The organism is Nocardioides daphniae, from assembly GCF_004777465.1.
GTDB classification, from domain to species: Bacteria; Actinomycetota; Actinomycetes; order Propionibacteriales; family Nocardioidaceae; genus Nocardioides; species Nocardioides daphniae.
Window position 1 is genome coordinate 240,398 of sequence record NZ_CP038462.1, and the last position, 24,148, is coordinate 264,545.

General features: G+C 72.2%; 20 protein-coding genes and 1 pseudogene. 14 read left to right on the forward strand and 7 right to left on the reverse strand.

Going from position 1 to position 24,148, the window contains the following annotated elements; translation table 11 throughout:
• Positions 1-31: 31 nt before the first annotated feature.
• From E2C04_RS01225 to E2C04_RS01235, 3 genes are read left to right on the forward strand one after another with little or no spacing between them, the layout of a single operon-like run.
• Positions 32-1,876 (forward strand): hypothetical protein, encoded by a 1,845-nt coding sequence (locus E2C04_RS01225; RefSeq protein ID WP_135831212.1) that lies wholly within the window; start codon positions 32-34, stop codon positions 1,874-1,876.
• Positions 1,877-1,893: 17 nt separating this feature from the next.
• Positions 1,894-2,229 carry a glycosyltransferase family 2 protein gene (locus tag E2C04_RS01230; RefSeq protein WP_135831213.1) on the forward strand — a complete coding sequence of 112 codons (336 nt, stop codon included), beginning with the start codon at positions 1,894-1,896 and terminating at the stop codon, positions 2,227-2,229.
• Complete coding sequence (locus E2C04_RS01235; protein WP_135831214.1) at positions 2,213-3,646, forward strand: hypothetical protein; 1,434 nt, start codon at positions 2,213-2,215, stop codon at positions 3,644-3,646. Before E2C04_RS01230 ends, E2C04_RS01235 begins: the two co-directional genes overlap by 17 nt.
• 119 nt (positions 3,647-3,765) lie before the next feature.
• On the opposite strand, the gene E2C04_RS01240 is transcribed toward E2C04_RS01235, so the two are convergent.
• From E2C04_RS01240 to E2C04_RS01250, 3 genes are read right to left on the reverse strand one after another with little or no spacing between them, the layout of a single operon-like run.
• Complete coding sequence (locus E2C04_RS01240) at positions 3,766-4,953, reverse strand: nucleotide sugar dehydrogenase (RefSeq protein ID WP_135831215.1); 1,188 nt, start codon at positions 4,951-4,953, stop codon at positions 3,766-3,768.
• 36 nt (positions 4,954-4,989) lie between these two features.
• Positions 4,990-6,987 (reverse strand): NADPH-dependent 2,4-dienoyl-CoA reductase, encoded by a 1,998-nt coding sequence (locus E2C04_RS01245; protein ID WP_135831216.1) that lies wholly within the window; start codon positions 6,985-6,987, stop codon positions 4,990-4,992.
• Positions 6,984-7,547 (reverse strand): PadR family transcriptional regulator, encoded by a 564-nt coding sequence (locus E2C04_RS01250; RefSeq protein WP_135831217.1) that lies wholly within the window; start codon positions 7,545-7,547, stop codon positions 6,984-6,986. The genes E2C04_RS01245 and E2C04_RS01250 overlap by 4 nt, the downstream gene beginning before the upstream one ends.
• Before the next feature lie 114 nt (positions 7,548-7,661).
• Between E2C04_RS01250 and E2C04_RS01255 the strand changes: the two genes are divergently transcribed.
• The 5 genes from E2C04_RS01255 (at position 7,662) to E2C04_RS01275 (ending at position 12,706) form a co-directional block, all read left to right on the forward strand.
• Positions 7,662-8,873: a CaiB/BaiF CoA transferase family protein gene (locus tag E2C04_RS01255; RefSeq protein WP_135831218.1), complete on the forward strand. Its 1,212-nt coding sequence runs from the start codon at positions 7,662-7,664 to the stop codon at positions 8,871-8,873.
• Between the two features lie 144 nt (positions 8,874-9,017).
• Positions 9,018-9,464 (forward strand): hypothetical protein, encoded by a 447-nt coding sequence (locus E2C04_RS01260; protein ID WP_135831219.1) that lies wholly within the window; start codon positions 9,018-9,020, stop codon positions 9,462-9,464.
• A gap of 225 nt (positions 9,465-9,689) precedes the next feature.
• Positions 9,690-11,201 (forward strand): DEAD/DEAH box helicase, encoded by a 1,512-nt coding sequence (locus E2C04_RS01265; protein ID WP_135831220.1) that lies wholly within the window; start codon positions 9,690-9,692, stop codon positions 11,199-11,201.
• Between the two features lie 137 nt (positions 11,202-11,338).
• A complete protein-coding gene (locus E2C04_RS01270) occupies positions 11,339-11,995 on the forward strand; it encodes a DUF5701 family protein (protein ID WP_135831221.1) in 657 nt (218 codons plus the stop codon).
• A gap of 9 nt (positions 11,996-12,004) precedes the next feature.
• Positions 12,005-12,706 carry a CPBP family glutamic-type intramembrane protease gene (locus tag E2C04_RS01275; RefSeq protein ID WP_229721363.1) on the forward strand — a complete coding sequence of 234 codons (702 nt, stop codon included), beginning with the start codon at positions 12,005-12,007 and terminating at the stop codon, positions 12,704-12,706.
• Positions 12,707-12,716: 10 nt separating this feature from the next.
• Here the strand turns inward: E2C04_RS01275 and E2C04_RS01280 are convergent, their stop codons facing one another.
• Entirely contained in the window at positions 12,717-13,616 is a 900-nt protein-coding gene (locus E2C04_RS01280; protein ID WP_135831222.1) for an NAD(P)H-binding protein, read from the reverse strand.
• Positions 13,617-13,792: 176 nt separating this feature from the next.
• Between E2C04_RS01280 and E2C04_RS01285 the strand changes: the two genes are divergently transcribed.
• The 4 genes from E2C04_RS01285 (at position 13,793) to E2C04_RS18175 (ending at position 18,433) form a co-directional block, all read left to right on the forward strand.
• Positions 13,793-14,212: a pyridoxamine 5'-phosphate oxidase family protein gene (locus E2C04_RS01285; RefSeq protein ID WP_135831223.1), complete on the forward strand. Its 420-nt coding sequence runs from the start codon at positions 13,793-13,795 to the stop codon at positions 14,210-14,212.
• A 230-nt stretch (positions 14,213-14,442) separates the two neighbouring features.
• Complete coding sequence (locus E2C04_RS01290) at positions 14,443-15,054, forward strand: PadR family transcriptional regulator (RefSeq protein WP_135831224.1); 612 nt, start codon at positions 14,443-14,445, stop codon at positions 15,052-15,054.
• Entirely contained in the window at positions 15,051-15,764 is a 714-nt protein-coding gene (locus E2C04_RS01295) for an ABC transporter ATP-binding protein (protein WP_135831225.1), read from the forward strand. The genes E2C04_RS01290 and E2C04_RS01295 overlap by 4 nt, the downstream gene beginning before the upstream one ends.
• Positions 15,764-18,433: an ABC transporter permease gene (locus tag E2C04_RS18175; protein ID WP_135831226.1), complete on the forward strand. Its 2,670-nt coding sequence runs from the start codon at positions 15,764-15,766 to the stop codon at positions 18,431-18,433. Before E2C04_RS01295 ends, E2C04_RS18175 begins: the two co-directional genes overlap by 1 nt.
• A 106-nt stretch (positions 18,434-18,539) precedes the next feature.
• Here E2C04_RS18175 and E2C04_RS19010 read toward each other — a convergent pair whose 3' ends face one another.
• Together E2C04_RS19010 and E2C04_RS19015 are read right to left on the reverse strand one after the other, a co-directional pair.
• Positions 18,540-18,968, reverse strand: coding sequence for a hypothetical protein (locus E2C04_RS19010; protein WP_238694384.1), 429 nt, complete (start codon positions 18,966-18,968; stop codon positions 18,540-18,542).
• A gap of 123 nt (positions 18,969-19,091) precedes the next feature.
• Positions 19,092-19,145 (reverse strand): annotated as a pseudogene (locus E2C04_RS19015) (hypothetical protein); the annotation flags it as partial.
• A 341-nt stretch (positions 19,146-19,486) separates the two neighbouring features.
• On the opposite strand from E2C04_RS19015, the gene E2C04_RS01310 reads away from it, so the two are divergent.
• The gene (locus E2C04_RS01310) at positions 19,487-20,698 is read left to right on the forward strand and encodes an acetyl-CoA C-acetyltransferase (RefSeq protein WP_135831227.1); all 1,212 of its coding nucleotides are present in this window, start codon (positions 19,487-19,489) and stop codon (positions 20,696-20,698) included.
• Between the two features lie 28 nt (positions 20,699-20,726).
• On the forward strand, positions 20,727-22,955 hold the full coding sequence (locus E2C04_RS01315; protein ID WP_338088796.1) for a 3-hydroxyacyl-CoA dehydrogenase NAD-binding domain-containing protein: 2,229 nt from the start codon (positions 20,727-20,729) through the stop codon (positions 22,953-22,955).
• A 135-nt stretch (positions 22,956-23,090) separates the two neighbouring features.
• Here E2C04_RS01315 and E2C04_RS01320 read toward each other — a convergent pair whose 3' ends face one another.
• Complete coding sequence (locus tag E2C04_RS01320; RefSeq protein ID WP_135831228.1) at positions 23,091-24,143, reverse strand: alpha/beta hydrolase family protein; 1,053 nt, start codon at positions 24,141-24,143, stop codon at positions 23,091-23,093.
• Positions 24,144-24,148: the final 5 nt, after the last annotated feature.

A 24,148-nucleotide genomic window follows, 5' to 3' on the forward strand; every position in this document is an offset into this window, starting at 1 on the left:
AGACCCTCCGGCGGATATCGTTCCCCATGGCTTGGACTCTGCGCGGTGGCCGCGCCGGCAACGGGACTCGGCGGCCCCACCGGCGCAGGAGGCAGCCGCCCCCCGGCGCCCGGTCAACGACCTCTTCCGCGGCCTCGCCGGCACCACGCTGGTGCTCGTCACCGACCCCGAGGCCGTGCCGCTGCTGCCCAAGGACCCGACGGCCCTCGACGCCCGCGTCGTCCACCTCTGGGAGCACGACCTGCCCGACGAGTGGGAGGTGGGCGTCGAGCCCGGGTGGAGCTCCGTCCTGCTCGTCACGATGGACCGCTCCACCCTGCGCCGTGCCGCGGCCGAGCTGCCCGACACCGGACCGGTCACCGAGGTCGGTGTCTGGCTGGTCGGTGCCCGCGACGTCGCCGTCGTGGTGCCCCGTCCCGAGTGGACGCCCGTACGACGCCTCGAGGTGCAGCAGCTCGAGCGCCCGGGCCGCGGCGTCTCCATGGTCTTCGGCTTCGTCCGCACCGTCCGCTCCCGCCGGGTGCTGCAGGAGGTCGCGGTCCAGGCCGTGCAGAGCTCGCGTCGCGAGCGCTCCGGGCTGGTGACCGCGTACGCCGGTCGTCGCCCCGCGCCGGGCCTGGACCTGCGCGCGGCGATCCTCACCGACCCGACCGCCGCCGTCGACCCCGAGCGGGTGGTGCCGCCGGACGTCGTCGTCGCAGGTCCGTCGCTCGCCGGCACCGAGCTCACCGAGCACCACGTCCTGGGCCGCGCGCCCGTCGTGGTCACCGACCCAGGGCTCGACCCGGTCGACGAGCTCGTCTTCACCCCGCGCGGGTGGCGTCGCGAGCCGCCGCACCCGGTCGTCGACCTCGCCGAGCTGACCGGCCCGGCCGGCGTCACCGAGCAGACGGTGAAGCGGGCGCGGGGCCACCGCGCCGTCCGCCTCGACCTCGGCACCACCCCGACCGCCGACCTGCTCAAGCTCACGATGGCCGGCATCCCGACCCTGGTCACCGGCAGCGACCCGCGGCTCGCCCCCGAGCTGTCGGAGCTGCTGGCCGCCGCCCCCGAGCTCGACGACACGCTGGTCCGCGACGCCTGGTCGGTCAAGCTGCGACGCGCCACCTTCGACCACCACTCCACGCTCGCCTGGCGCGACGGCCTGGCCGGTCGCGCCGGGGCCGCGCGGCTGCGTACGGGACCTGCCGGCCTGCCGGGACTCAGCGTCCTGCTCGCCACCAAGCGCGAGCACGAGCTCGAGGGTGCGGTCGCCCGGGTCGCCGCCCAGGTCGGCGCGGAGATCGAGCTGGTCGTGGCCACCCACGGCTTCACCGCCGACAAGGCGCGACTGACCGAGATCCTCGGCCGCGAGCCGGTGCTGCTCGCCTTCGACGACGACGTGCTCTTCGGCGACGTGCTCACGGGCGCGGCGCAGGCGGCGTCGTACGACGTGGTCATGAAGATGGACGACGACGACTGGTACTCGCCGCACGCCGCCCACGACCTGCTGATGGCGCGCCGCTTCTCCGGCGCCGACGTGGTCGGCTTCCCGGCGGAGTTCGTGCACCTGGCCGAGCACGACGAGACGATCCGGCGCAACCACGCCTCGGAGTGCTGGACGACTTTCGTCGCCGGCGGCAGCCTCACCCTGTCGCGCGACCTGCTGCGCGAGGTGGGGTGGTTTCCGCCCGGTGCGCCGCTGGGTCGACGGCCAGCTGCTGTCGATGGTGATCGCGTCCGGCGCGGCACCGTCTACCGCACGCACGGCCTCGACTACGTGCTGATGCGCCACACCCACGGACACACCTGGGACGGTGACCCCGACGGCTTCCGCGCCGACGGCACCGTCGACCGCACGTGGCAGGGCTTCCGCCCGCCGGAGGAGGGCCTGTGACGCCGCACGACTCGCCCGTGGACCGACCGATCACCCCGGTCAACGACTGGCGCCCGGTCGTCCCGCCGACTCTGGGCGGGTGGACGCCGACGCGCTCGCTCTGCGTCGTCATGCCCGCGCACAACCCGAAGCACCTGGCGACCGTGCTGGCCTCCCTGGCTGCGCAGACCTACCCGACCGAGCTGACCGAGGTCGTCGTGGTCGACGACGGCAGCGAGCCTGCGGTCGTGCTCCCCGACGTACGCCCGGAGCGCACCCGCGTCGTGCGCGTCACCGAGGGGGGGGCGCGCCAACGCGCTCGCCACCGGCGCCGCGGCCAGCGACTCCGAGATCCTGATGTGGCTCGACGATGACATGCTCGTCTTCCGCGACCACCTCGAGGCGCACGCCCGCTGGCACCACGTCGTCGACCACTTCGTGGTGCTCGGCGACAAGCGCTTCGTGGAGCCCTCCGAGGTCGGGATCCACCCCCTCGGTGCCGCGCCGGACGGCTCGGCGGCCCTCACGCCCGAGCAGGTCCGCGCGGCGGTCGCCAACGGCGCGATCGCCGACCTGTGGGACTGGGAGACCTCCGACCCGCACACCTGGGTCGAGGAGATCTGGGCGCAGACCGACGACCTGGCCACCGCCGGCACCGGCGCCTTCGTGTCGCTGGTGGGGGCGACCGTCTCGATGACCCGCGCCCTGCACGACGCGGCCGGGGGCCCGATGCGCCACCTGCGCCTGGGTGAGGACACCGTCTTCGGGCACCAGGTCGCCGAGGCCGGCGCCGTGCTGCTGCCCGACCACGCCGCGCGGTCGTGGCACCTCGGCCTCTCCCACGCGATGCGTCACGCCGACCAGGTGAAGGCGCACAACCAGCCGCTCTTCGCCCACCTCGTGCCGAGCCTGCGGCCGCGCCGCGTGCAGCACGGTCGCTCGTGGGCGGTGCCGTTCGTCGAGGTCGTCGTGCCCTCGGACGCGCCGCACCTGCAGGTCCAGGCGTGCGTCGACTCGTTGCTCGACCAGGACATGGACGACCACGTCGTCGTGCTGGTCGGCGAGTGGTCGCTGCTGGACGAGGGCCGCGTACGCCCGTTGGCCGACGAGCACTTCGACCTGCGCTGGCTGCAGCGGATGTACCGCGACGAGGCCCGCGTCGAGCTCCGCGAGCCGACCGACCCGGTGGTGACCGGCTTCAGCCGCTCTCCGTTGCGCCTGCGGCTGACCGGCACCGAGCTGGCGCCCGCGCGGGCGACGCTGCGGCTGCTGGTCACCGACCTCGACCGTACGCAGCAGGGCCTGCGCGTGCTCACCGGCGACGACGGCGAGGTGGTCGCCCGCCTCGAGCGGACCGCCGCCTTCGCCCGCACGCAGTGGTACGACGTGCCGACCGGCCCCGAGGGAGCCGGCCAGCGTGACGAGATGGTCGCCGCCTCCCACGGCAGCTCCACGCGGCCCGCCACCGACGCGGGGTTCGTGCCTGCTGAGCGTCGGCTGCGCCCCCGCTTCGGGGTGTGGCGCGAGGCCGCGATGGACCCGGACGCCTCCTGGCGTCGTCTGCAGCGGCAGATGGCGCGCAACGCGCCGGTGCTGACGCCGGAGCCGGGTGCTGAGCCGGGTGCTGAGCCGGGTGCTGAGCCGGGTGCTGAGCCGGGTGCTGACGAGGTCAGCACGACGCCCGCCCGCCCGGCCGCCCGACCGGAGCCTGCCTCGCCGACGACTCCCGTGGCCCGGGAGTCCCGCATGGGCCGACGACTCGGACGGGTCGTGCGTCGCCTGCGCGACTGACCCCTGGGGACCGGCGCCGTGGGGGACCTCCTCAGGACCCTTCTGAGAAATGAACGGCCGTTCGATCATTTCTGCGACTGCTCCGGCGCCGGGCTGACGGTCAGTCAGCGTGGGCCGCGTCAGTCGTTGCCGGAGAGGTCGCGGGTGTAGACCTTGTCGGCCACGTCGGCGAGCTCGGGGGTGCGGCGGTTGGCGACGATGACGTCGGCGCGGGCCTTGAAGGTGGCGAGGTCGTTGACGACCTCGGAGTGGAAGAAGGTGGGTTCGTCGAGCTCGGGCTCGTGGACGATGACCTCGATGCCGCGGGCCTTGATGCGTTTCATGATTCCTTGCACCGATGACTCGCGGAAGTTGTCGGAGCCGGCCTTCATGATGAGGCGGTGGATGCCGACGACCTTGGGGCCGTGGCTGAGGATGTCGTCGGCGATGTAGTCCTTGCGGGTGCGGTTGGCCTCGACGATGGCGCGGATGAGGGTCTGGGGGACGTCGTCGTAGTTGGCGAGGAGCTGCTTGGAGTCCTTGGGCAGGCAGTAGCCGCCGTAGCCGAAGGAGGGGTTGTTGTAGTGGGTGCCGATGCGGGGGTCGAGGCCGACGCCCTCGATGATCTGGGCGCTGTCGAGGCCGCGGGCCAGGGCGAAGGAGTCGAGCTCGTTGAAGTAGGCCACGCGCATGGCGAGGTAGGTGTTGGCGAAGAGCTTGATGGCCTCGGCCTCGGTGGGGGCGGTGAGCAGGACCGGGACGTCGGTGCCGTCGGGGCGGGGCTCGGCGCCTTCGAGGAGGAGGTCGGCGAAGCGTTGGGCGCGCGTCGACTGCTCGCCCACGACGATGCGTGAGGGGTGGAGGTTGTCGGCCAGGGCCTTGCCCTCGCGGAGGAACTCGGGGGAGAAGATGACGTTGTCGGTGCCCAGGCGGGCGCGGACGTCGTCGATGAACCCGACCGGGACGGTGGACTTGACGACCATGGTGGCCTGGGGGGCCAGGGTCATGACCGAGGCGATGACGGCCTCGACGCTGGTGGTGTCGAAGTAGTTGGTCTCGGGGTCGTAGTTGGTGGGGGTGGCGATCACCACGAACTCGGCGTCGGCGTGCGCGGTCGCGGGGTCGGTGGTGAAGGTGAGGTCGAGCTCCTCGTGGGCGAGGAAGTGGGAGATCTCGGGGTCGTGGATGGGGCTGGTGCCCTGGGTGAGCAGGGCGACCCGGTCGGCGTCGAGGTCCAGGCCGGTGACCCGGTGGTGGCGCGCGAGCAGCACGGCCACCGAGAGTCCGACGTACCCGAGGCCGGCGACCGAGATCTTCGTCTTCGTCACGAGGGGGAGTCTAGGTGCCCGTGGCAGCGTGCGCGCTCAGAGCGCGGCCGCCACCTCCGTGCCCTGCTTGATCGCGCGCTTCGCGTCGAGCTCGGCGGCCACGTCCGCGCCACCGACCAGGTGCACCGAGGGGTGCGAGGCGGCGAGCGCGTCGTACAGGTCGCGCACCGACTCCTGCCCGGCGCAGACCACGACGTGGTCGACCTCGACCAAGCGATGCTCGCCGCCCACGGTGAGGTGAAGGCCGGCGTCGTCGATGCGGTCGTACGACGCCCCCGAGACCTGGGTGACGCCCGACTGCTTCAGCACGGCGCGGTGGGCCCAGCCCGACGTCTTGCCGAGCCCGATGCCGATCGGGGTCTCCTTGCGCTGGACCAGCGTCACCTGACGCGCCACCGGACGCGGCTTGGGCTCGGTCAGTCCGCCGCGGTGCAGCGACGGGTCACCGACGCCCCACTGCGCCTTCCAGCCGTCGAGGTCGGTCTCGACGTGGGTGAGGAAGTGCGAGACGTCGACACCGATGCCGCCGGCGCCGATCACCGCGACGCGCTCGCCGACGGTCGCCGAGCCGTTGAGGAGGTTGGCGTACGAGACCACCGTGGGGTGGTCGATGCCCTCGATCGCGGGGACGCGCGGCGTCACGCCGGTCGCGACGACCACGTGGTCGAAGCCGCCCAGCGCGGCGACGTCGGCGCGGGTGCCCAGGCGTACGTCGACGCCCAGGACCTCCATCCGCCGCGTGTAGTAGCGCAGGGTGTCGGCGAAGTCCTCCTTGCCCGGCACCGCCATGGCCAGGCGGAACTGGCCGCCCACCTCGCTGCCGGCCTCGAAGAGCGTGACGCGCAGGCCGCGCTCGGCGGCGCTGACCGCGGTGGCGAGCCCGGCCGGTCCGGCGCCGACGACGGCGACCGAGGCGGCCGTACGCACGGGGCCCAGCACCAGCTCGGTCTCGCGGCAGGCGCGCGGGTTGACCAGGCAGGAGGCGGTCTTGTTGACGAAGATGTGGTCGAGGCAGGCCTGGTTGCAGGCGATGCAGGTGTTGATCTCGTCGGCCCGGCCCTCCGCGGTCTTCCTCGCGAACTCCGGGTCGGCGAGCAGCGGCCGGGCCATCGAGACCATGTCGGCCTGGCCGGCGGCCAGGATCTCCTCGGCCAGGTCGGGGGTGTTGATCCGGTTGGAGGCGCAGACCGGCACCGACACCGCGGCCTTGAGCCGGGCGGTGACGTCGCGCCAGGCGCCGCGCGGGACCTGCGTGATGATCGTCGGGATGCGGGCCTCGTGCCACCCGATGCCGGTGTTGAAGACCGTCACGCCGGCCTCCTCCAGGTGGTGGGCCAGCTCGACGGTCTCCTCCCAGGTCTGGCCCTCCTCGACCAGGTCGAGGAGCGAGATCCGGTACATCACCGGGAAGTCGCCGACCAGCTCGCGGGTGCGGCGGACGACCTCGATCGGGAAGCGCATCCGCTTGGTGGCGGTGCCGCCCCAGGCGTCGGTGCGGTCGTTGGTGCGCGCGGCGAGGAACTGGTTGATCAGGTAGCCCTCCGACCCCATGACCTCGACCGCGTCGTAGCCGGCGCGCTGGGCCAGGGCGACCGACTTCGCGAAGGCGGTCGCAGTGCGGTCGACACCCTTCGACGACAGCGCCGACGGCTTGAAGGGGGTGATCGGCGACTTCCGGGTCGAGGCGCCGACCTGGAAGGGGTGGTAGCCGTAGCGGCCCGCGTGCAGCACCTGCATCGCGATCGCTCCGCCCTCGGCGTGCACGGCGTCGGTGACCCGGCGGTGGCGCGCAGCCTGGACGCGGTTGGTCATCTCGGAGCCGAAGGGCTTCAGCCAGCCCCGCTTGGTGGGCGCGTAGCCACCGGTGACGATCAGCCCGGTGCCGCCGCGCGCCCGCTCGGCCAGGTAGGCGGTGAACCGGTCGAGGTGCCAGGGGGCGTCCTCGAGGCCGGTGTGCATGGAGCCCATGACGATGCGGTTGCGCAACGTGAGCGGCCCCAGCGTGATCGGGCTGAGCAGCAGGTCGTGGGTCATCGCGGGTCTCCTTGCCCGTGTGCGGCGAGGTAGTCGCCGATCCATCCGATCCAGAACTCCTCGAGCCGGATGCCGCCGCGCAGCACCAGGTACTGGTCGCGGACCGGGTCGGGGAGCGGGCCGCCGGTGGCCCGCTCGGCGTCGTCGAGGTCGTACTCCTTGGCCAGCTGGAGGTAGTGCTCCAGTCGTACGCGGTGGTCGACCAGGTTGGCGCGCAGCGCGGCGAGCACCTCCTCGCGGTCGCCGTAGGAGGCGCCGCGCATCTTCACCGCGAGGTCGCTGCGCAGTGGCTCCATCGGCGTCGGCGTCGCGAGCCAGGCAGCGAGCTTGCCCCGGCCGGCCTCGGTCACCCGGTAGACCTTCTTGTCCGGGCGGCCGCTCTGCGCGACCACCTCCACGTCGAGGTCGCCGTCGTCGACCATGCGCGCCAGCACGCGGTAGATCTGCTGGTGGGTCGCGTGCCAGAAGTAGCCGAAGGAGCGTTCGAAGCGCCGGGTCAGCTCGAGGCCGGAGCCGGGCTTCTCGCTCAGGGCGACCAGGAGTGCGTGTTCGAGGGCCACGCGCCGAGGATGGCACGGCTATGCAACGAGTTGCAAGAGCCTCGGAGAAATTAGTGACACCAAAAGTGTCACGGTCGTTGCCGTCGGCTCGTGGCCGCTGTCAGGATGACCGGCATGACGCAGACCCACACGCAGGCGCAGGACGACGCGACCACGCCGGAGACCTCGAGCGCCGGGGACGGCTCGTACGCCCTGGGCCGCGGCACAGGTCCGCTGCGCGGGGTCAAGGTCGTCGAGATCGCCGGGATCGGGCCCGGCCCGCACGCCTGCATGATCCTGGCCGACCTCGGCGCCGACGTGATCCGGGTCGAGCGCGCCGGCGGCGGCACCTTCAACTTCGGCCAGGCCGACCTCGTCAACCGCGGCCGCCCCAGCGTCGCGCTCGACCTCAAGAATCCCGACGCCGCCGAGACCGTGCTGCGGCTGGTCGAGCAGGCCGACGTGCTCGTCGAGGGGATGCGTCCCGGTGTCACCGAGCGCCTCGGGCTCGGCCCCGACGACTGCCTGGCCCGCAACCCCCGCCTGGTCTACGGCCGGATGACCGGCTGGGGCCAGGAGGGCCCCTGGGCGCAGGCGGCCGGCCACGACATGAACTACATCGCCCTCGCGGGTGTGCTCCACGGCCTCGGCCAGGACCCGTCGCGCCCGCACTTCCCGGCCAACCTGGTCGGCGACTTCGGCGGCGGCTCCACCTACCTGGTGATCGGTGTGCTGGCGGCGCTGCTCGAGGCGCGACTGTCGGGGCAGGGCCAGGTCGTCGACGCCGCGATCGTCGACGGCGCCGCCCACCTGCAGACCATGACCGTCTCCTTCGCCGCCATGGGGATGGCCGGGGGTCGCGGCAGCGGGATGCTCGACGGGGGCGCGCCCTACTACGACGTCTACGCGACCTCCGACGGCGGCCACATGACGCTCGGCGCGCTGGAGCCGCAGTTCTGGGAGGAGTTCGTCCGGCTCTTCGGGATCGAGCTGCCCGACCGCGACGACCCCCGCAACTTCCCGGCCATCCGCCAGGCGCTGACGGCGCGGTTCGCCGAGCGTACGAGGGACGAGTGGGCGGCCGTCTTCGACGGCTCCGACGCCTGCGTCGCGCCTGTGCTCACCGTGGCCGAGGCGGCCGCGCACCCGCACGTCGCGGCGCGCGGGACGTACGTCGAGCACGGCGGCGTCCTGCAGCCGGCGCCCGCGCCGCGCTTCTCGCGGACGGAGCCGTCGTTGACCTCGACCCCGGCCGAGCTCGGCGCCGACACCCGCGGCGCGCTGGCCGCCTGGGGGATCGACGACGTCGACGCCCTCATCGCCGGTGGGGCGGCGGTCCAGCGTTGAGCGGGCTGGACGGGACTGGTGGGGCGGGCGCGGCGACCGGTCCAATCCGGTGACCGGACGCCCATGACACCTGCGGCCGTCGCGGGCTAACTTGCCCTCATCGCAGCCGCGGGGAGGGTGGCTGGTGGTGCGAGGGAGAAGTGCGTGCGCTGGAGGTCAGGCGCGGCTGCGGCCGTGATGGTGATGACGTGGGGCGCCCTGACGGGGTGCGGCGGCGACGGCGAGACGGCAGGTCGCAGCCCCGAGGTGGTCACCGGGCAGGTGGTCGACGGACCCGGCGGCGCGCCCGTGCCCGGCGCGGAGGTGGAGCTGGTGCTGCACCCGGCGGTGGGTGTCGGCGGTGAGCAGGCCGCGGAGGAGACCGCCGCGAGCGACGTCGCGGACTCGAAGGGCAGGTTCGCGCTGGCGGCCCCGGTGGAGGAGCTGACGCTCAACGCCGCCCCCGACGGGAGGGTGCAGGTCGAGCTGCGGGTGAAGGGGAGCGAGGCGGCCGGCACCATGGCGACCGTCCTGCTGCGCAAGGACGCCGAGACGGGTCGGACCGAGGTCACCACGACCTCCGACGTGGTCGTGGTGAGCCCCGCTTCCTGAGACTTCTGGGACCTGTGTGACGGAGTCGTCGCCGTGCTCGATGCCACCCGGACGTGAACGGACGCGTAGGGTGGCCACCAGACGAGTCGTCAAGTCTTGCCTCGACCGTCCCGCAGCCCCTCGTCGAGAGGCTCGGCCTCGCATCGCGAGGTACGCGGCAGCTCGCTGCCAACTCCGCCACCGGCGGAGGCGCGTTGGTGAGACACCAACCAGAGAAGATCACACATGAACTTCGCCGAACTCGGCGTTCCCTCCGTCCTGTCCGCGATCCTCGCCGAGCAGGGCATCACCGCCCCCACCCCGATCCAGGCAGCGACGCTGCCCGACTCGCTGGCCGGACGCGACGTCCTCGGCCGCGGTCGCACCGGCTCGGGCAAGACGTACGCCTTCCTCCTCCCGCTCGTGGCGCGCCTCGACGCCGCCAAGCTGCCGGCCATGCCGAACAAGCCGCGCGCGATTATCCTCGCGCCGACCCGCGAGCTCGTCACCCAGATCAAGGACTCCCTCGAGCCGATGGCTGCCGCCACCGGCCTGCGCGTCCAGACCGTCTTCGGTGGCGTCGGCCAGAACCCGCAGGTCAACGCCCTGCGCAAGGGTGTCGACGTCGTCGTCGCCGCCCCGGGTCGCCTCGAGGACCTCATGGGTCAGGGTCACTGCGACCTCTCCGCCGTCGAGGTCACCATCCTCGACGAGGCCGACCACATGGCTGACCTGGGCTTCCTGCCCGGCGTGAAGCGCATCCTCGACAAGACCCCGCAGTCGGGCCAGCGCCTGCTCTTCTCGGCCACGCTCGACGGCGCGATCAACGTGCTGGTCAAGCGCTACCTGAGCAACCCGGTCACCCACGAGGCCGACTCGGCGCAGTCGCCGGTCGCCAAGATGAGCCACCACGTGCTGCACATCTCCCGTGAGTCGCGCGTGCCGGTGCTCGTCGACCTGACGAGCGCCCCCGGGCGTACGGTCGTCTTCACCCGCACGAAGTACGGCGCGAAGGCTCTGGCCCGCCAGCTCAACAAGAGCGGCGTGCCCGCGGTCGACCTGCACGGCAACCTGTCGCAGAACGCCCGCACCCGCAACATGGAGGCCTTCCACTCGGGCCAGGCCATGACGCTGGTCGCCACCGACGTCGCCGCCCGCGGCATCCACGTCGACGACGTCAACCTCGTCATCCACGCCGACCCGCCGGCCGAGCACAAGGCCTACCTGCACCGCTCGGGCCGCACCGCCCGCGCCGGCGCCGAGGGCACCGTCGTGACGCTGATGACCGACGAGCAGGTGCGCGACGTGCGCGACCTGACCCGTCAGGCTGGCATCAAGCCGACCACCACCAAGGTTGCCGGCGCCGGTGACCCCATCCTGTCCAAGCTCGCCCCCGGCGAGCGCGTCCTGGTGAAGGGCGGCTACGAGGCTCCGGCCCCGACCCAGTCGCGCCCCTCCGGCGACGCGCCCAAGACCGGCGGCCGCAACCGCCAGCGCCGCAAGGCCGGCAACAGCCCCAACACCCGCTCCGGCCAGCCGAAGCAGGGCGCGGGCCAGGCTCCCTCGGGCCACGCCAACGGCAAGCCCACCAACGGCAAGGTCGCGGGCGGCAAGCCGTCCAACGGCAAGACCGGCGGCGGCCAGCGCTCGGGTGGCCGTTCCGGCGGCCAGGGCGGTCAGGGGCGTGCACGTCGTACGTCCGGTGGCGGCGGTGGTGGCAACCACAGCGCTGCCTCCTTCTCCAGCGGACGCCGCTGACCAGCACTCCAGCACCGGCGACGGGGCGCAACGACCACGTGTCGTTGCGCCCCGTCGCCGGTGGGGCGGGAACTCGTCGCCGTCCGGGTCCGTTGAACTCTCTCCGACGATCTCCGAGGATCTGCACGAGGAGCCGCATGACCGCTGACCTGCGTACGACCGTCCACACCCAGGCCGAGCGCCTGGTCGCGCTCGGGGTCCCCGCGCTCGCAGGGCTGAGCGAGGAGCAGCTCCGCGCCCTCCTCGCGCCGCTCGCCGAGCTCGACGTCGACCTCACGGCGTACGACGACGGGCCCGGCGCCGTGCCGTGCCTGGTCGTCCTGCCCGCCGCGGTGGTGCGTCCCGACGACACTGTGCCGCTGCTGCGCCTGGGCGACCGGCCGGGCTTCGTCGACCGTCACCACGGCGACGAGGGCCTGGCGCCCTACCGTCCGGTGCCGGGGCTCGACGTCCCCGCGGCGCCCTACCTGCTGCTCGGCTTCGACCGCGGGGAGGAGTTCCGCGACGTCGCGCCCGAGGACGCGCTGCCGGTGATCACCGCGCGAAACCGGACGCCGGTGACCGTCGAGGAGGGGGTCGCCGCGGTGCTCCAGGTGCCGACCGTGCTGGAGAAGAACCGCTGCTTCATGCTGTCGGGCTCGCGCAGGGTCGAGCGGGCCGGCGACCGCCGCGTGCCGGCCCTGTGGATCAGCGAGCGCGCCCCGAAGCTGGGGTGGTGCTGGGACGGCAACCCGCACAGCTGGCTCGGTGTCGCCTCGGCGGCTCGGCGGGTGGAGGCACCGCCCGCTCCGTAGGGTGGACTCGTGCAGATCGAGCGATGGCTACGGCGGGCCCTGTGGGACGTCGTGCCGCGCAACCAGCGCGAGACCGACGAGCGGTTGCGGCGGCGTCAGGCGATCACCGTGCTCGTCGTCCTGGTCGGGGCGGCGGTGCTGGGGTGGTCGGTCCGGCTCGAGCCCGGCGACAACCTCTTCTACGTCGGCACGCTGACGTTGGCGGTGGTCTGGGCGGTCGGCGCCTTCACCGCCGGCCCGCTGCACCTGGGGCGGATCGCCTTCCGCGACACCCTCGTACGCCCGGTGCTGACCCCGCTCGCCGTCGGCTTCTCGCTCGCGGCGCTCTTCGTGGTCGGGGCGCTGCTGGTGCGCGAGGTGCCGCTGCTCGCCCCGCTCGAGGGGCAGGTCGCCAGCGTGCTCGACTTCGCCGACCAGGGGTCGGTCCCGTTGCTGCTGGTGATCACCTGCGTGACCGGGCTGGCGGAGGAGCTCTTCTTCCGCGGCGCGCTCTACGCGGCCGTCCCGCGGCACCCGGTGCTGTGGAGCACGGTGGCCTACGTCGTCGCGACCGCCGCCACCGGCAACGTGATGCTCTCCTTCGCCGCCGGACTGCTCGGCCTGCTGTGCGGGCTGGAGCGGCGGGCCTCCGGCGGGATCCTCGGCCCGATGCTGACCCACGTCAGCTGGTCGCTGACGATGCTGCTCGTGCTCCCGCTGCTGATCGGCTGACCCTCCGCGGTCAGTCCTTGCGGTCGGCGAGCGCGCGGCGCACGGCCTCGCGGTAGTCCAGCGGCTCGATCGGCACGATCTCGAAGATCGAGTCGTCGGTGACGACCACCTCGGTGTCCATCGAGTCGATGAGGTTGCGGCCCGTCGTGACGTCGACGTCGGTGACCAGCGAGAGCCAGTACGACGACAGCCGCGGGGTCATCACCGGCACCGGCACGACGGGCAGCGAGACCCCGGACATCTCCTGGCTGGCGATCCGCAGCATGTCGCGGTAGGTCATCACCTCGGGGCCGCCGATCTCGAAGACCCGGCCGAAGGCGCGCTCGTCGTCGACCACGCCCACCAGGTAGCTCACCACGTCGTCGAGGGCGACCGGCTGGGTGCGGGTCGAGGTCCACTTCGGGACGACCATCGCGGGGAGGTTCTTGACCAGCTGGCGGGTCAGCTCCCACGAGATCCCGCCGTCGCCGACCACGATCGCGGCGCGCAGCACGGTGACCGGGACGCCGCCCTCGCCGAGCTTGCCCTCCACCTCGCGGCGGCTGCGCAGGTGCGCCGACATGCTGCCGTCGTGTCCGAGGCCGCCGAGGTAGACGATCTGGCGCACGCCGGCCTCCGCGGCCGCCCTGCCGAAGGCGACGGCTGCCTCGCGGTCGCGGGACTCGAAGTCCTCGTGGTCGAGGGAGTGGACCAGGTAGACCGCGACGTCGACCCCCTCCAGCGCCGGAGGCAGGCTGTCGGGGTCGCCGACGTCCGCGCCGACCGGGGTGCCGGGGCCGTCGTACGCCTCGGGGCGGCGCGTCATCGCCCGCACCTCGTGGCCCCGCTCCATCAGGGCAGGCACCAGGCGGCGGCCGATGAAGCCGGTGGCGCCGGCGACGAGGACGCGGGCGGGTGGGTCAGCGCTCATGCTTCGAGCGTAGGGGCCGGGTGGGAGTGGCGCGAGGGTCGTCGGGCGGGATGACCGACGAAAAGGCGCTTCCAGTGCGCCCACGAGCGCGAAAAAGAGGGTCAAGGGCCATTTGGCACCGTCTTTCCGCTCGGTCGGACGCTCCCGGGCGCCTCGCGCGGGAGTACGGTGGCCCCATGGACGAGGCGACCCAGGCCCTGAGCCCCGACGAGTGCTGGGAGTTCCTCCGCAGCGAGGAGTTCGGCAGGCTCGCGTTCCACCTCGGCGACGAGGTGCACATCGCGCCGATCAACTACGCGGTCGACCACCGGACGCTGCTCTTCCGTACGGCCCCGGGCAGCAAGCTGCTCGCCGTCGTGATGAACCCGGACGTGGCCTTCGAGATCGACGCGTACGACGAGCGCACCGCCCGCAGCGTCATCCTCCGCGGCAAGGCCCGCCTGCTGGAGGAGGACGAGGCGCACCGCGCGGAGAACGTCCCCCTGCGGCCGTGGGTCGACGCCGACGTGAAGTACAACGTCGTCGAGATCGCCCCGGACACCCTGTCGGGCCGACGGTTCGACCTGACGAAGCCCTGGACGCACCTCAAGCCGTAGGGCTGTTGCGTCGCTGACCCGCCTGCTGGTTGATCCGGCCGGCGGGTTTCTCTCGTGCCGTGGTGGGCGCCCAGTGGTCACTTGATGGCCGGCTCGTCGGCGTGCCTCGCCATTAAGTGACCACTGGACGAGCACCCAGCGCGCCTATACATACTCGGTATGCATACCTGCTATACATACTCAGTATCCACCGCGGCACGCTGCCGCACCCGTGAGGAGAGGGGGCTCGGATGTCGATCAAGCAGTCGATGCTGGCGTTGCTGCAGCAGGGTCCGATGTACGGCTACCAGCTGCGCAGCGAGTTCGAGGAACGCACCGGTTCGACCTGGCCGCTCAACATCGGGCAGGTCTACACGACACTCACCCGGCTCGAGCGTGACGGACTCATCGAGGTCGTCGACACGGGCCACGGCGAGGCGCGCGGTGAGGCGGAGGGCGCGACCGACGGCGCGGGGGAGCGTCAGGTCAGCTACCGCCTCACCGAGGCCGGTGCGAAGGAGGCCGACAGCTGGTTCACCAGCCCGGTGCCGCGCACCCAGCCACCGCGCGACGAGCTCGCCATCAAGCTGGCCCTGGCGGTGACGCTCCCGGGCGTCGACATCGGTCAGCTCATCCAGCGGCAACGCGCAGCCACCATGGCCGCCCTGCAGGAGCACACCCGCGCCAAGCGCAGCCAGACCGCCGACCCTGCCAGCGTCGAGGGCCTCGCGCTCGGGCTGGTCCTCGACTCGCTCGTCTTCGACACGGAGGCCGAGATCCGGTGGCTCGACCACTGCGAGTCCCGACTCCGCCGCGCCGCGGCCGCCCGCACCGCCACCCCGACCCAGGAGGAAGACCGATGAACCAGCCCGTGCTCCACCTCGCCGACGTCACCCGCGTGCACGGCGAGGGCGCCGTCGAGGTCCACGCGCTGCGCGGCGTCACCTTCGCGGTGGCCCCCGGCGAGCTCGTCGCCGTCATGGGCCCGTCGGGCTCCGGCAAGTCAACCCTGCTCACCCTGGCCGGCGGCCTCGACACCCCGACCAGCGGCAGCGTCGTCATCGAGGGCGTCGACCTCACGGCCGCGACGCTGGCCGAGCGGGCGCGCGTGCGGCGTACGTCGGTGGGCTACGTCTTCCAGGACTACAACCTGATCCCCGCCCTCTCCGCCGTCGAGAACGTCGCCCTTCCGCTGGAGCTCGACGGCGTCTCCCGCAGCACCGCTCGCGAGCAGGCGGTGGCCGCGCTCGAGAAGGTCGGGATCGCCGAGCTCGCCGACCGCTTCCCCGACGAGATGTCGGGTGGCCAGCAGCAGCGCATCGCCATTGCCCGCGCCGTCGTCGGGGAGCGTCGCCTGATCCTGGCCGACGAGCCCACCGGAGCCCTCGACACCGAGACCGGTGAGGAGGTGCTCCGTGTGCTCCGTGACTTCTGCGACGCAGGAGCCGCCTGCGTGATCGTCACCCACGAGGCGCGCCACGCCGCTTGGGCCGACCGCGTGGTCTTCCTGCGCGACGGCCTGGTCGTCGACGAGTCCGGCGCGCACGTCGGCCTCGGCGCCGGGGTGCTGTGATGGGGGGCTGGCGGTTCGCGCTGCGCATCGCGGCGCGTGACGTACGCCGGCACAAGCTGCGCAGTGCGCTGGTGCTGACCCTGGTGGCGCTGCCGGTGCTCCTCGTCTGCGTCGGGCTGATCCTGGTGAGGACCAGCGCCTACTCCACCGCCGAGAACGTCGACCGACACCTCGGCGCGGCCGACGCCCTCGTCCACGACTTCGGTCCGGAGGTCGGCGGAGTCACCCAGCTCCCCGACCCGCTCGACGGTGGCTGGACGACGCTGGGCGACGCGATGCCGGCGCCGCGCAACCAGACCGCGATCCAGGCGCTGCTGGGCCAGGACGCGCGTCTCGTCTCGCTCGTGCAGTCCAACGTCTCCGTACGCCTGGGGGATCGGGTCCTCCACTTCCCGGTGACCGAGACCAACCTCGCGGACCCGTTGACCGACGGTCTCTTCGAGGTCCTCGAGGGGCGTGCGCCGACCGGTCCCCACGAGGTCGTCGTCAACGAGGCGCTGGCCGAGCGTGGGCTCGGCATGGGAGCCGAGTTCGAGGTGCCCGGGATCGACGAGCCGGCCACCGTGGTCGGCGTCGGACGTGACCCGTTCAGCCGGCTGCAGGAGGTGGCCTACGGCAGTGCCGGCTCCCTCGTCGCCCCGGCGACCACCATGGAGGAGCGTTACGAGACTCCGCAGCAGTGGCTCGTCGAGCGCAGCGAGATCTCCTGGTCGGAGGTCAAGAAGCTCAACGCGCAGGGGCTGGTGGTCGCGTCGCGTGCGGTGCTGCTCGACCCTCCGCCGACCTCGGAGGTCGACCACCCGGCGCCGGAGTCCTTCGAGAACCAGGAGCGGGCCGCCATCCTCGCGATGATCGCGGTCATGGTCCTGCTGGAGGTCGCGCTGCTGGCTGGCCCCGCCTTCGCGGTCACGGCGCGCAACCACACGCGTACGCTCGCCCTCGTCGCCGCCTCCGGTGGCACGCCGCGGCAGGCGCGACGGGTGATCCTGGCCGGTGGTCTCGTGCTCGGCGGGCTTGCCGCCGTGGGTGGCATGTTGCTGAGCGTGCCCCTGGCCGCGGCGCTGGTGCCGCTGGCGCAGCGGGCGAGCTGGTCGTGGTTCGGCCCCTTCGACGTCCCGTGGCTGCTGATGCTGGCGGTCGCCGGATGTGGCCTGCTGGCAGCCGTCACCGCCGCGGCCGTGCCGGCCTGGCTCGCCTCACGGCAGGACGTCGTCGCGGCGCTGGCGGGTCGTCGCGCCGACCCGCCGCCCAGTCGGCGTTCGCCCCTCGTGGGGCTCGTGGTCCTGGGGGTCGGCGTCGTCGGCGCGGCCGTGGGTGCGGCGCGCTACGCGAACTACGGTCCGCTGCTGATGACGGCGTCGGTGGTGGTGGTCATGATCGGCATGGTCATGGTGGTGCCGGTCTTCGTGGCGGCGAGCGCGCGCCTGGCCGGGCGCCTGCCGCTGGCCGGCCGCTTCGCTGCCCGCGACGCCGCGCGACACCGTACGCGCACGGTGCCGGCGGTGGCCGCCGTCGCCGCCACGGTCGCCGGGGTGGTCGCGCTCGGGATCAGCGTGAGCAGCGACGAGGCGGAGAGTCGGGCCACCTACTCGCTCCAGCTCCCCGAGGGACAGGCGAAGGTCGACTGGTACCCGGAGTCGCTGCCCGGCGAGGAGGTGCGGGATCGCGACGAGGTCCTCGACGAGGTCAGGTCCGCCATCGAGGACACCGTCCCGGAGGTCGACGTCCACGAGGTCCGCGCGTTCGGTGCTCCGGGCCGCGGAGCCGACAACAACTGGTGGGAGGTCCGGCCCTCGAGCGGTGAGGAGGTGCTCCTCAACAACTCGAGCTCGGTCTTCGGAAGCGGCCTGGTGGTGGCCGACGACATGCGCGGGGTCACGGGGCTCGACGACGGGCAGCTGGCCCGCGCCGACGAGGCGTTGGCCGAGGGGCGGGCCGTGGTCCTGACCGACCGGGGCGTCCTGCCCGGCGAGGTCGACGTCGTCGAGACGGTCTGGAACGACGGGGAGGACGAGCGTCCGGGTGACTCGATCAAGGGTCTCGAGGCGCTCGCCCTGGAGGTCGACGGTTCGAGCAACGTGGAAGCCGTCGTCCCGCCTGTCGCGGTGGCTGCCGCCGGGTTGGCCGATCGTGTGGAGGTGGTGGGACTGCGTCTCGAGGGCGACCTCGACCGCGACACCGAGAAGCTGCTCGGTGAGACGGTCCGTGGTGTCGACCAGGCAGCCGAGGTCTACGTCGAGCGTGGCTACGAGCGCTCCGACGAGGTGGTCGTGATCCTGTGGGTCCTGGCCGTGGCCGCCGCGCTGCTCATGCTCGCCGGCACCCTGACCGCGACCTTCCTGTCGCTGGCCGACGCCCGCCCCGACCTGGCCACCCTGGCGGCCGTCGGCGGACCACTGCGTACGCGGCGGCACGTCGCCGCGGCGTACGCGCTGGTCATCTCCGGGCTCGGGGCCGTCCTGGGAGCCGCGGTCGGCTTCGTGCCGGGCATCGCGGTCAGTCGGCCGGTCACCACGAACACGTGGGCCGCACCCGAGCTGCAGGGGCCCTACCTGGACGTGCCGTGGCTGATGGTGCTCGGGGTCGTGGTGGCGCTGCCGCTGCTGGCGACGAGCGTGATGTGGCTCTGCACCCGCTCGCGGCTGCCGATGGTGGCGCGGATCGACTGAGGCATGCTTCATTCACAGCTGCTTCCTGCACAGTGGTCACTTGGTGGGTGCGCGACGGCGTGTCGCACCCACTGGGTGACCACTGGCGTTCAGCAACCGCTGACGCTCAGCGGCCGCGCTTCACCACGTCGGCGCGGGTCGCCTCGTCCATCGCCGCCTCGTAGGCAGCGACCAGCGAGATGATCGAGAGCGGCTTGATCCGCTCGACGACCTCGGTGAGGCGCTCGCGGGTCATGCCCGCCTCCTTGTACGTCGGCCACACCTGGGTGCGGAAGACGGCGAGGAGCTCCTCGGCGAGCTGCTCCCCGTGCCGCTTGTAGAGCTCCTTGCCCGCCTTCGCCGCCTCGACCGGGTAGCCGATCTCGAGCAGGCCGAGGCCGACGGAGAACTGGGTGAGGGCGACCTCGTAGCGACCGTCACCGGTCGGGTCGATGATCTCCATCTCGGCGAGCGTGGTCACCTCGTCGTCGCTCAGCTCGCGGCCCGCGCGGGCGTCGAGCTCGGCGCGGGTGAGCTGCACGGGACGGTCCGACATCCACGGCGCGCTCATCGTGCGCTGCAGCGCGATCTGCTCGGCGGAGGCGTCGTCGGGGATCGTCGCGACGTACTTCTCGATCGCGGCGAGCGTGAAGCCGTGCGCCTGCAGCTCCTGGACCAGCTCGAGCCGGGCGACGTGCTCGGGGGTGTAGTAGCCGGAGCGGCCGCGTCGCAGCGGGGGGGGACCAGGCCCTTGGTCGTGTAGAAGCGGACGTTGCGCACGCTCATGCCCACCCGGGCCGTCAGCTCGTCGAGCGTCAGCAGGTCGCGCAGCGCCTCGCGCGCCTCAGGGGTCGGGTCGATGTCCTGGTCGGTCACCGCACCTCCTCGTGGCGTCAGCCGAACCTGTCGGCGGGTCATGGTCTGGTGGTCAGTCTGGTGGGCAACCGGGGCGGAGGACGCACGGAGTGCGATGGATCACATCGCTCTCGTGATGATTGTGCGCCGGGTACCTTGACGACTGTGACAGCGATAGTGTCACAATCGGCTGACAATCACGATCCAACAAGGACGGTCATGGCAGAAGCATTCGTGTACGACCACATCCGGACGCCGCGTGGACGGGGCAAGGCCAACGGCACCCTCCACGAGGTGAAGCCGATCGACCTCGCGGTCACCCTCATGGACGCGGTCAAGGACCGCAACCCCGGCTTCGACCCCGGTCGCGTCGACGACGTCGTCCTCGGTGTCGTCTCGCCCGTGGGCGAGCAGGGTGCCGACATCGCCAAGACCGCCGCCCTCGCGGCCGGCTACCCGGACACCGTCGCGGGCGTCCAGCTCAACCGCTTCTGCGCCTCCGGCCTCGAGGCCGTCAACCAGGCCGCGCAGCGCGTCCGCTCCGGCTTCGAGGACCTGATCCTCGCCGGCGGTGTCGAGTCGATGAGCCGCGTGCCGATGGGCTCCGACGGTGGCCCGTGGGCCCAGGACCCGGCCACCTCCTTCAAGTCCGCCTTCGTGCCCCAGGGCATCGGCGCCGACCTGATCGCGACCGTCGAGGGCTTGACCCGCGACGACGTCGACGCGTACGCCGCGCAGTCGCACGCCCGTGCCGCGCACGCCTGGGAGAACGGCTACTTCGGCAAGGCCATCGTCCCGGTGACCGACGTCAACGGCATGGTCGTGCTCGACCGTGACGAGACCATCCGCCCCGGCACGACCGCCGAGAGCCTCGCCAAGCTCAAGCCCTCCTTCGCCCAGATGGGCCGCGACGCCGGCTTCGACGACGTCGCTCTGGAGAAGTACCACTGGCTGGAGAAGATCAACCACGTCCACCACGCCGGCAACTCGTCGGGCATCGTCGATGGTGCGGCCCTGGTCGCCATCGGCACCGAGCAGGTCGGCAAGGACCTCGGCCTGACCCCGCGCGCCCGCATCATCTCGACCGCCGTCTCCGGCGCCGACCCGGTCATCATGCTGACCGGCCCCGCCCCGGCTGCCCGCAAGGCGCTCGACCGGGCCGGGCTGACCGTCGACGACATCGACCTCTTCGAGATCAACGAGGCGTTCGCCGCCGTCGCCATGCGCTTCATGCGCGACATGGGCATCGACGACTCCATCACCAACGTCAACGGTGGCGCCATCGCCATGGGCCACCCGCTGGGCGCCACCGGCGCCATGATCCTGGGCACCCTGATCGACGAGCTCGAGCGCCAGGGCAAGCGCCGCGGCCTCGCCACGCTCTGCGTCGGCGGCGGCATGGGCATCGCGACCATCGTCGAGCTGGTCTGAGACCGGGACCAGAGAGGAACTGCACAAGATGAGCACCCAGACCGACTCCGCCGTCCGTTACGACAAGGACGCCGACGGCATCGTCACCCTGACGATGGATGACCCCAGCTCCAGCGCCAACACCATGAACGAGGCCTACACGCGGGCCATGACGGCCGTCGTCGACCGCCTCGCCGAGGAGGTCGCGGCCGAGGGCAGCGACGTCAAGGGCGTCGTGATCGCCAGCGCGAAGAAGACCTTCTTCGCCGGTGGTGACCTCAAGGGCATGATGCAGGTGACCAAGGCCGACGCCGAGCGCATGTTCGAGGAGGTCGAGGGCATCAAGGCGACGCTGCGCAAGCTCGAGACCCTCCCGGTCCCGGTCGTCGCCGCCATCAACGGCGCCGCGCTGGGCGGTGGCCTCGAGATCGCGCTGGCCGCCAACCACCGCATCGCCGTCGACGCCTCGAACGTCCAGATCGGCCTCCCCGAGGCCAGCCTCGGCCTGCTGCCCGGCGGCGGCGGTGTCACCCGCACCGTCCGCATGTTCGGCCTGCAGACCGCGCTCATGGACATCCTGCTCCAGGGCCCGCGCTTCAAGGCCTCGGTCGCCAAGGCGAAGGGCCTCGTCGACGAGCTGGTCGCCACTCAGGACGAGCTGATCCCGGCCGCCAAGGCGTGGATCCTCGCCAACGCCGACAACGAGGACGCCGCCAAGCAGCCGTGGGACCGCCCCGGCTACAAGATGCCCGGCGGCAAGCCGTCGTCGCCCGCCCTGGCCGCCTTCCTGCCGGCCTTCCCGGCGCTGCTGCGCAAGCAGCTCAAGGGTGCCGACTACCCGGCGCAGAAGGCGATCCTGAAGGCCGCCGTCGAGGGCGCCTCGACCGACTTCGACACCGCCTCGCGCGTCGAGTCGCGCTACTTCGTCTCGCTGGTCACCGGCCAGAACGCCAAGAACATGATCCAGGCGTTCTTCCTCGACCTCTCCGCGATCAACTCCGGCTCGCTGCGTCCGCAGGGTGTCGAGAAGTACGTCGCCAAGAAGGTCGTCGTGCTCGGCGCCGGCATGATGGGCGCGGGCATCGCCTACGTCTGCGCCCGCGCCGGCATGGAGGTCGTGCTCAAGGACGTCTCGATCGAGAACGCCGAGAAGGGCAAGGCCTACTCCGCCAAGATCAACGAGAAGGCCGTCTCGCGCGGCAAGCTCACGAGTGAGAAGTCCGACGAGCTGCTCGGGCGGATCACCCCGACCGCCGACCCGGCCGACGCCGCCGGCGCCGACCTGGTGATCGAGGCCGTCTTCGAGGACCCGGCCCTCAAGGCCAAGGTCTTCGCCGAGGTCATGCCGCACCTCTCGCCCGACGCCCTGCTCTGCTCCAACACCTCGACCCTGCCGATCTCCGGCCTGGCCGAGGGCCTGGAGGACGCCGCCTCGCGTGACCGCTTCATCGGTCTGCACTTCTTCTCGCCGGTCGACAAGATGCCGCTGGTCGAGATCATCCGCGGCAAGGAGACCTCCGACGAGGCGCTCGCCAAGGCGTACGACGTGGTGCTCGCGATCAAGAAGACCCCGATCGTCGTCAACGACAGCCGTGGCTTCTACACCTCGCGCGTCATCGGCGTGCAGATCAACGAGGGCCTGGCGATGCTGGGCGAGGGTGTGCACCCGGTCTCGCTGGAGCGTGCCGCGACCCAGGCCGGTTTCCCGGTCGGACCGCTGCAGATCTCCGACGAGCTCAACCTCGAGCTGATGGTGAAGATCCGCAAGCAGACCTTGGCTGCCTACGAGGCCGCCGGCGTCGAGGCTCCGAAGGACGGCGCCTACCCGGTCGTCGACAAGATGATCGAGCTGGGCCGTTCGTCGCGCCTGGTCGGCAAGGGCTTCTACGACTACGACGAGTCCGGCAAGCGCGCCGGCCTGTGGGGGCCTGGGCGAAGTCTTCCCGCCCGCCGAGGAGCAGATCCCGTTCGTCGACATCCAGGAGCGGATGCTCTTCATCGAGGCCCTCGAGACCGCCAAGTGCTTCGAGGAGGGCGTCCTGACGTCCGCCGCCGCAGCCAACATCGGCTCGATCTTCGGCATCGGCTTCCCGGCCCGCCTGGGTGGTGCGGCGCAGTTCATCACCGGCTACGAGGCTGCCGACGGCTCGATCGGCATCGACGCCTTCATCAAGCGCGCGAAGGAGCTGGCCGCCGCCTACGGCGACCGCTTCACCCCGAGCGCCTACCTGGAGGAGATGGCGGCCAAGGGCGAGGGCTTCCCCGCCTGATCGGCTGACACGTCACTGATCCGTCTCGAACGGGGAGGGAGCCGCGAGGTTCCCTCCCCGTTCGTCGTTCCTCCGCGGGACCGCCACCGGACGACGCCGCGCTGATGTCACGGGAGGCCGGGAAACGAACGGCTGAGGCCGGGTCACGCCGCCCGGAGGAACTTCACGGTGCGGTCCATCGCGGCCACGAAGGCCGGTCCGAAGGCGTGGCCGTCGTCGTACCAGACGAGGCGCGAGTCGACACCCGCCCTGCGCATCGCCCGCTGGGTCTCGCGGGCCCAGCGCGGCGGACAGGTGTCGTCGAAGCGGCCGTGCACGGCGAGCACCGGCGCGGTGATCCGGTCGAAGTACGGCCGCGACGAGACGCCGCGCCAGAAGTCCGGCGCCTGCTCCGGCCGGCGCCGTCGCTCGATGGCCGCGGCGCGGGCGTCGCCGTCACCGCGGATGAAGTGGTTGAAGTTCTCGCCCTCCAGTGACGAGACCGAGGCCCACGCCACCACCGCGTGGACGGCGTCGGGGGCGATCTCGGCGACCTTCTGCACCACCCCGCCGCCCATCGAGCGACCGAAGACCGAGACCCGGTCGTCGTCGACGGGCAGGTCGGCCCGCCGCAGCGCGTCGACCGCGGCGAGCACGTCGACGGCGTACCCCAGTCGCACGTCGGTGCCGCCCGAGGGGTCCGGGTCGGAGCCGGCGTGGCCGCGGTAGTCGACGTGCAGCGCGACGAAGCCCCGCTCGGCGAGGAAGCCGCGCTCGCGCGTCATGCCCTGCCCGCTCTCGTAGACCGCCGGGTCGATGTAGCCGTGGGCGAGCACCACCGCGGGGAACGGCCCCTCGCCCGTGGGCACGTTGAGCACCCCGGAGAGTCGCACCGGCCTCTCGTCGGCGCCGCGGCCGCTGCTGCGGGCGCGCCAGGTCACGTCGTACGAGGTGAAGCTCGCCGTGCGCTCCCGCACCGCCCCGAGGCGCAGGCGGTCGCCGACGTGGGTCTGCGCCGCGAAGCCGGGCACCGAGACGGGGTCGGCGACCGGGGTGGCGGACGGGCTCTGCGAGGGCGACAGGGACGGTGACGCGCTGACCGTGCCCGACTCGGAGGCCGACGGCGACGGGGTGGGCCCCGCCTCGGTCTCGGCGGTGTCGGTGCAGCCCGAGGCCAGGACCAGGAGCAGGGCGGCCGCGGCGAGTCGTCGGGTCATGCTCC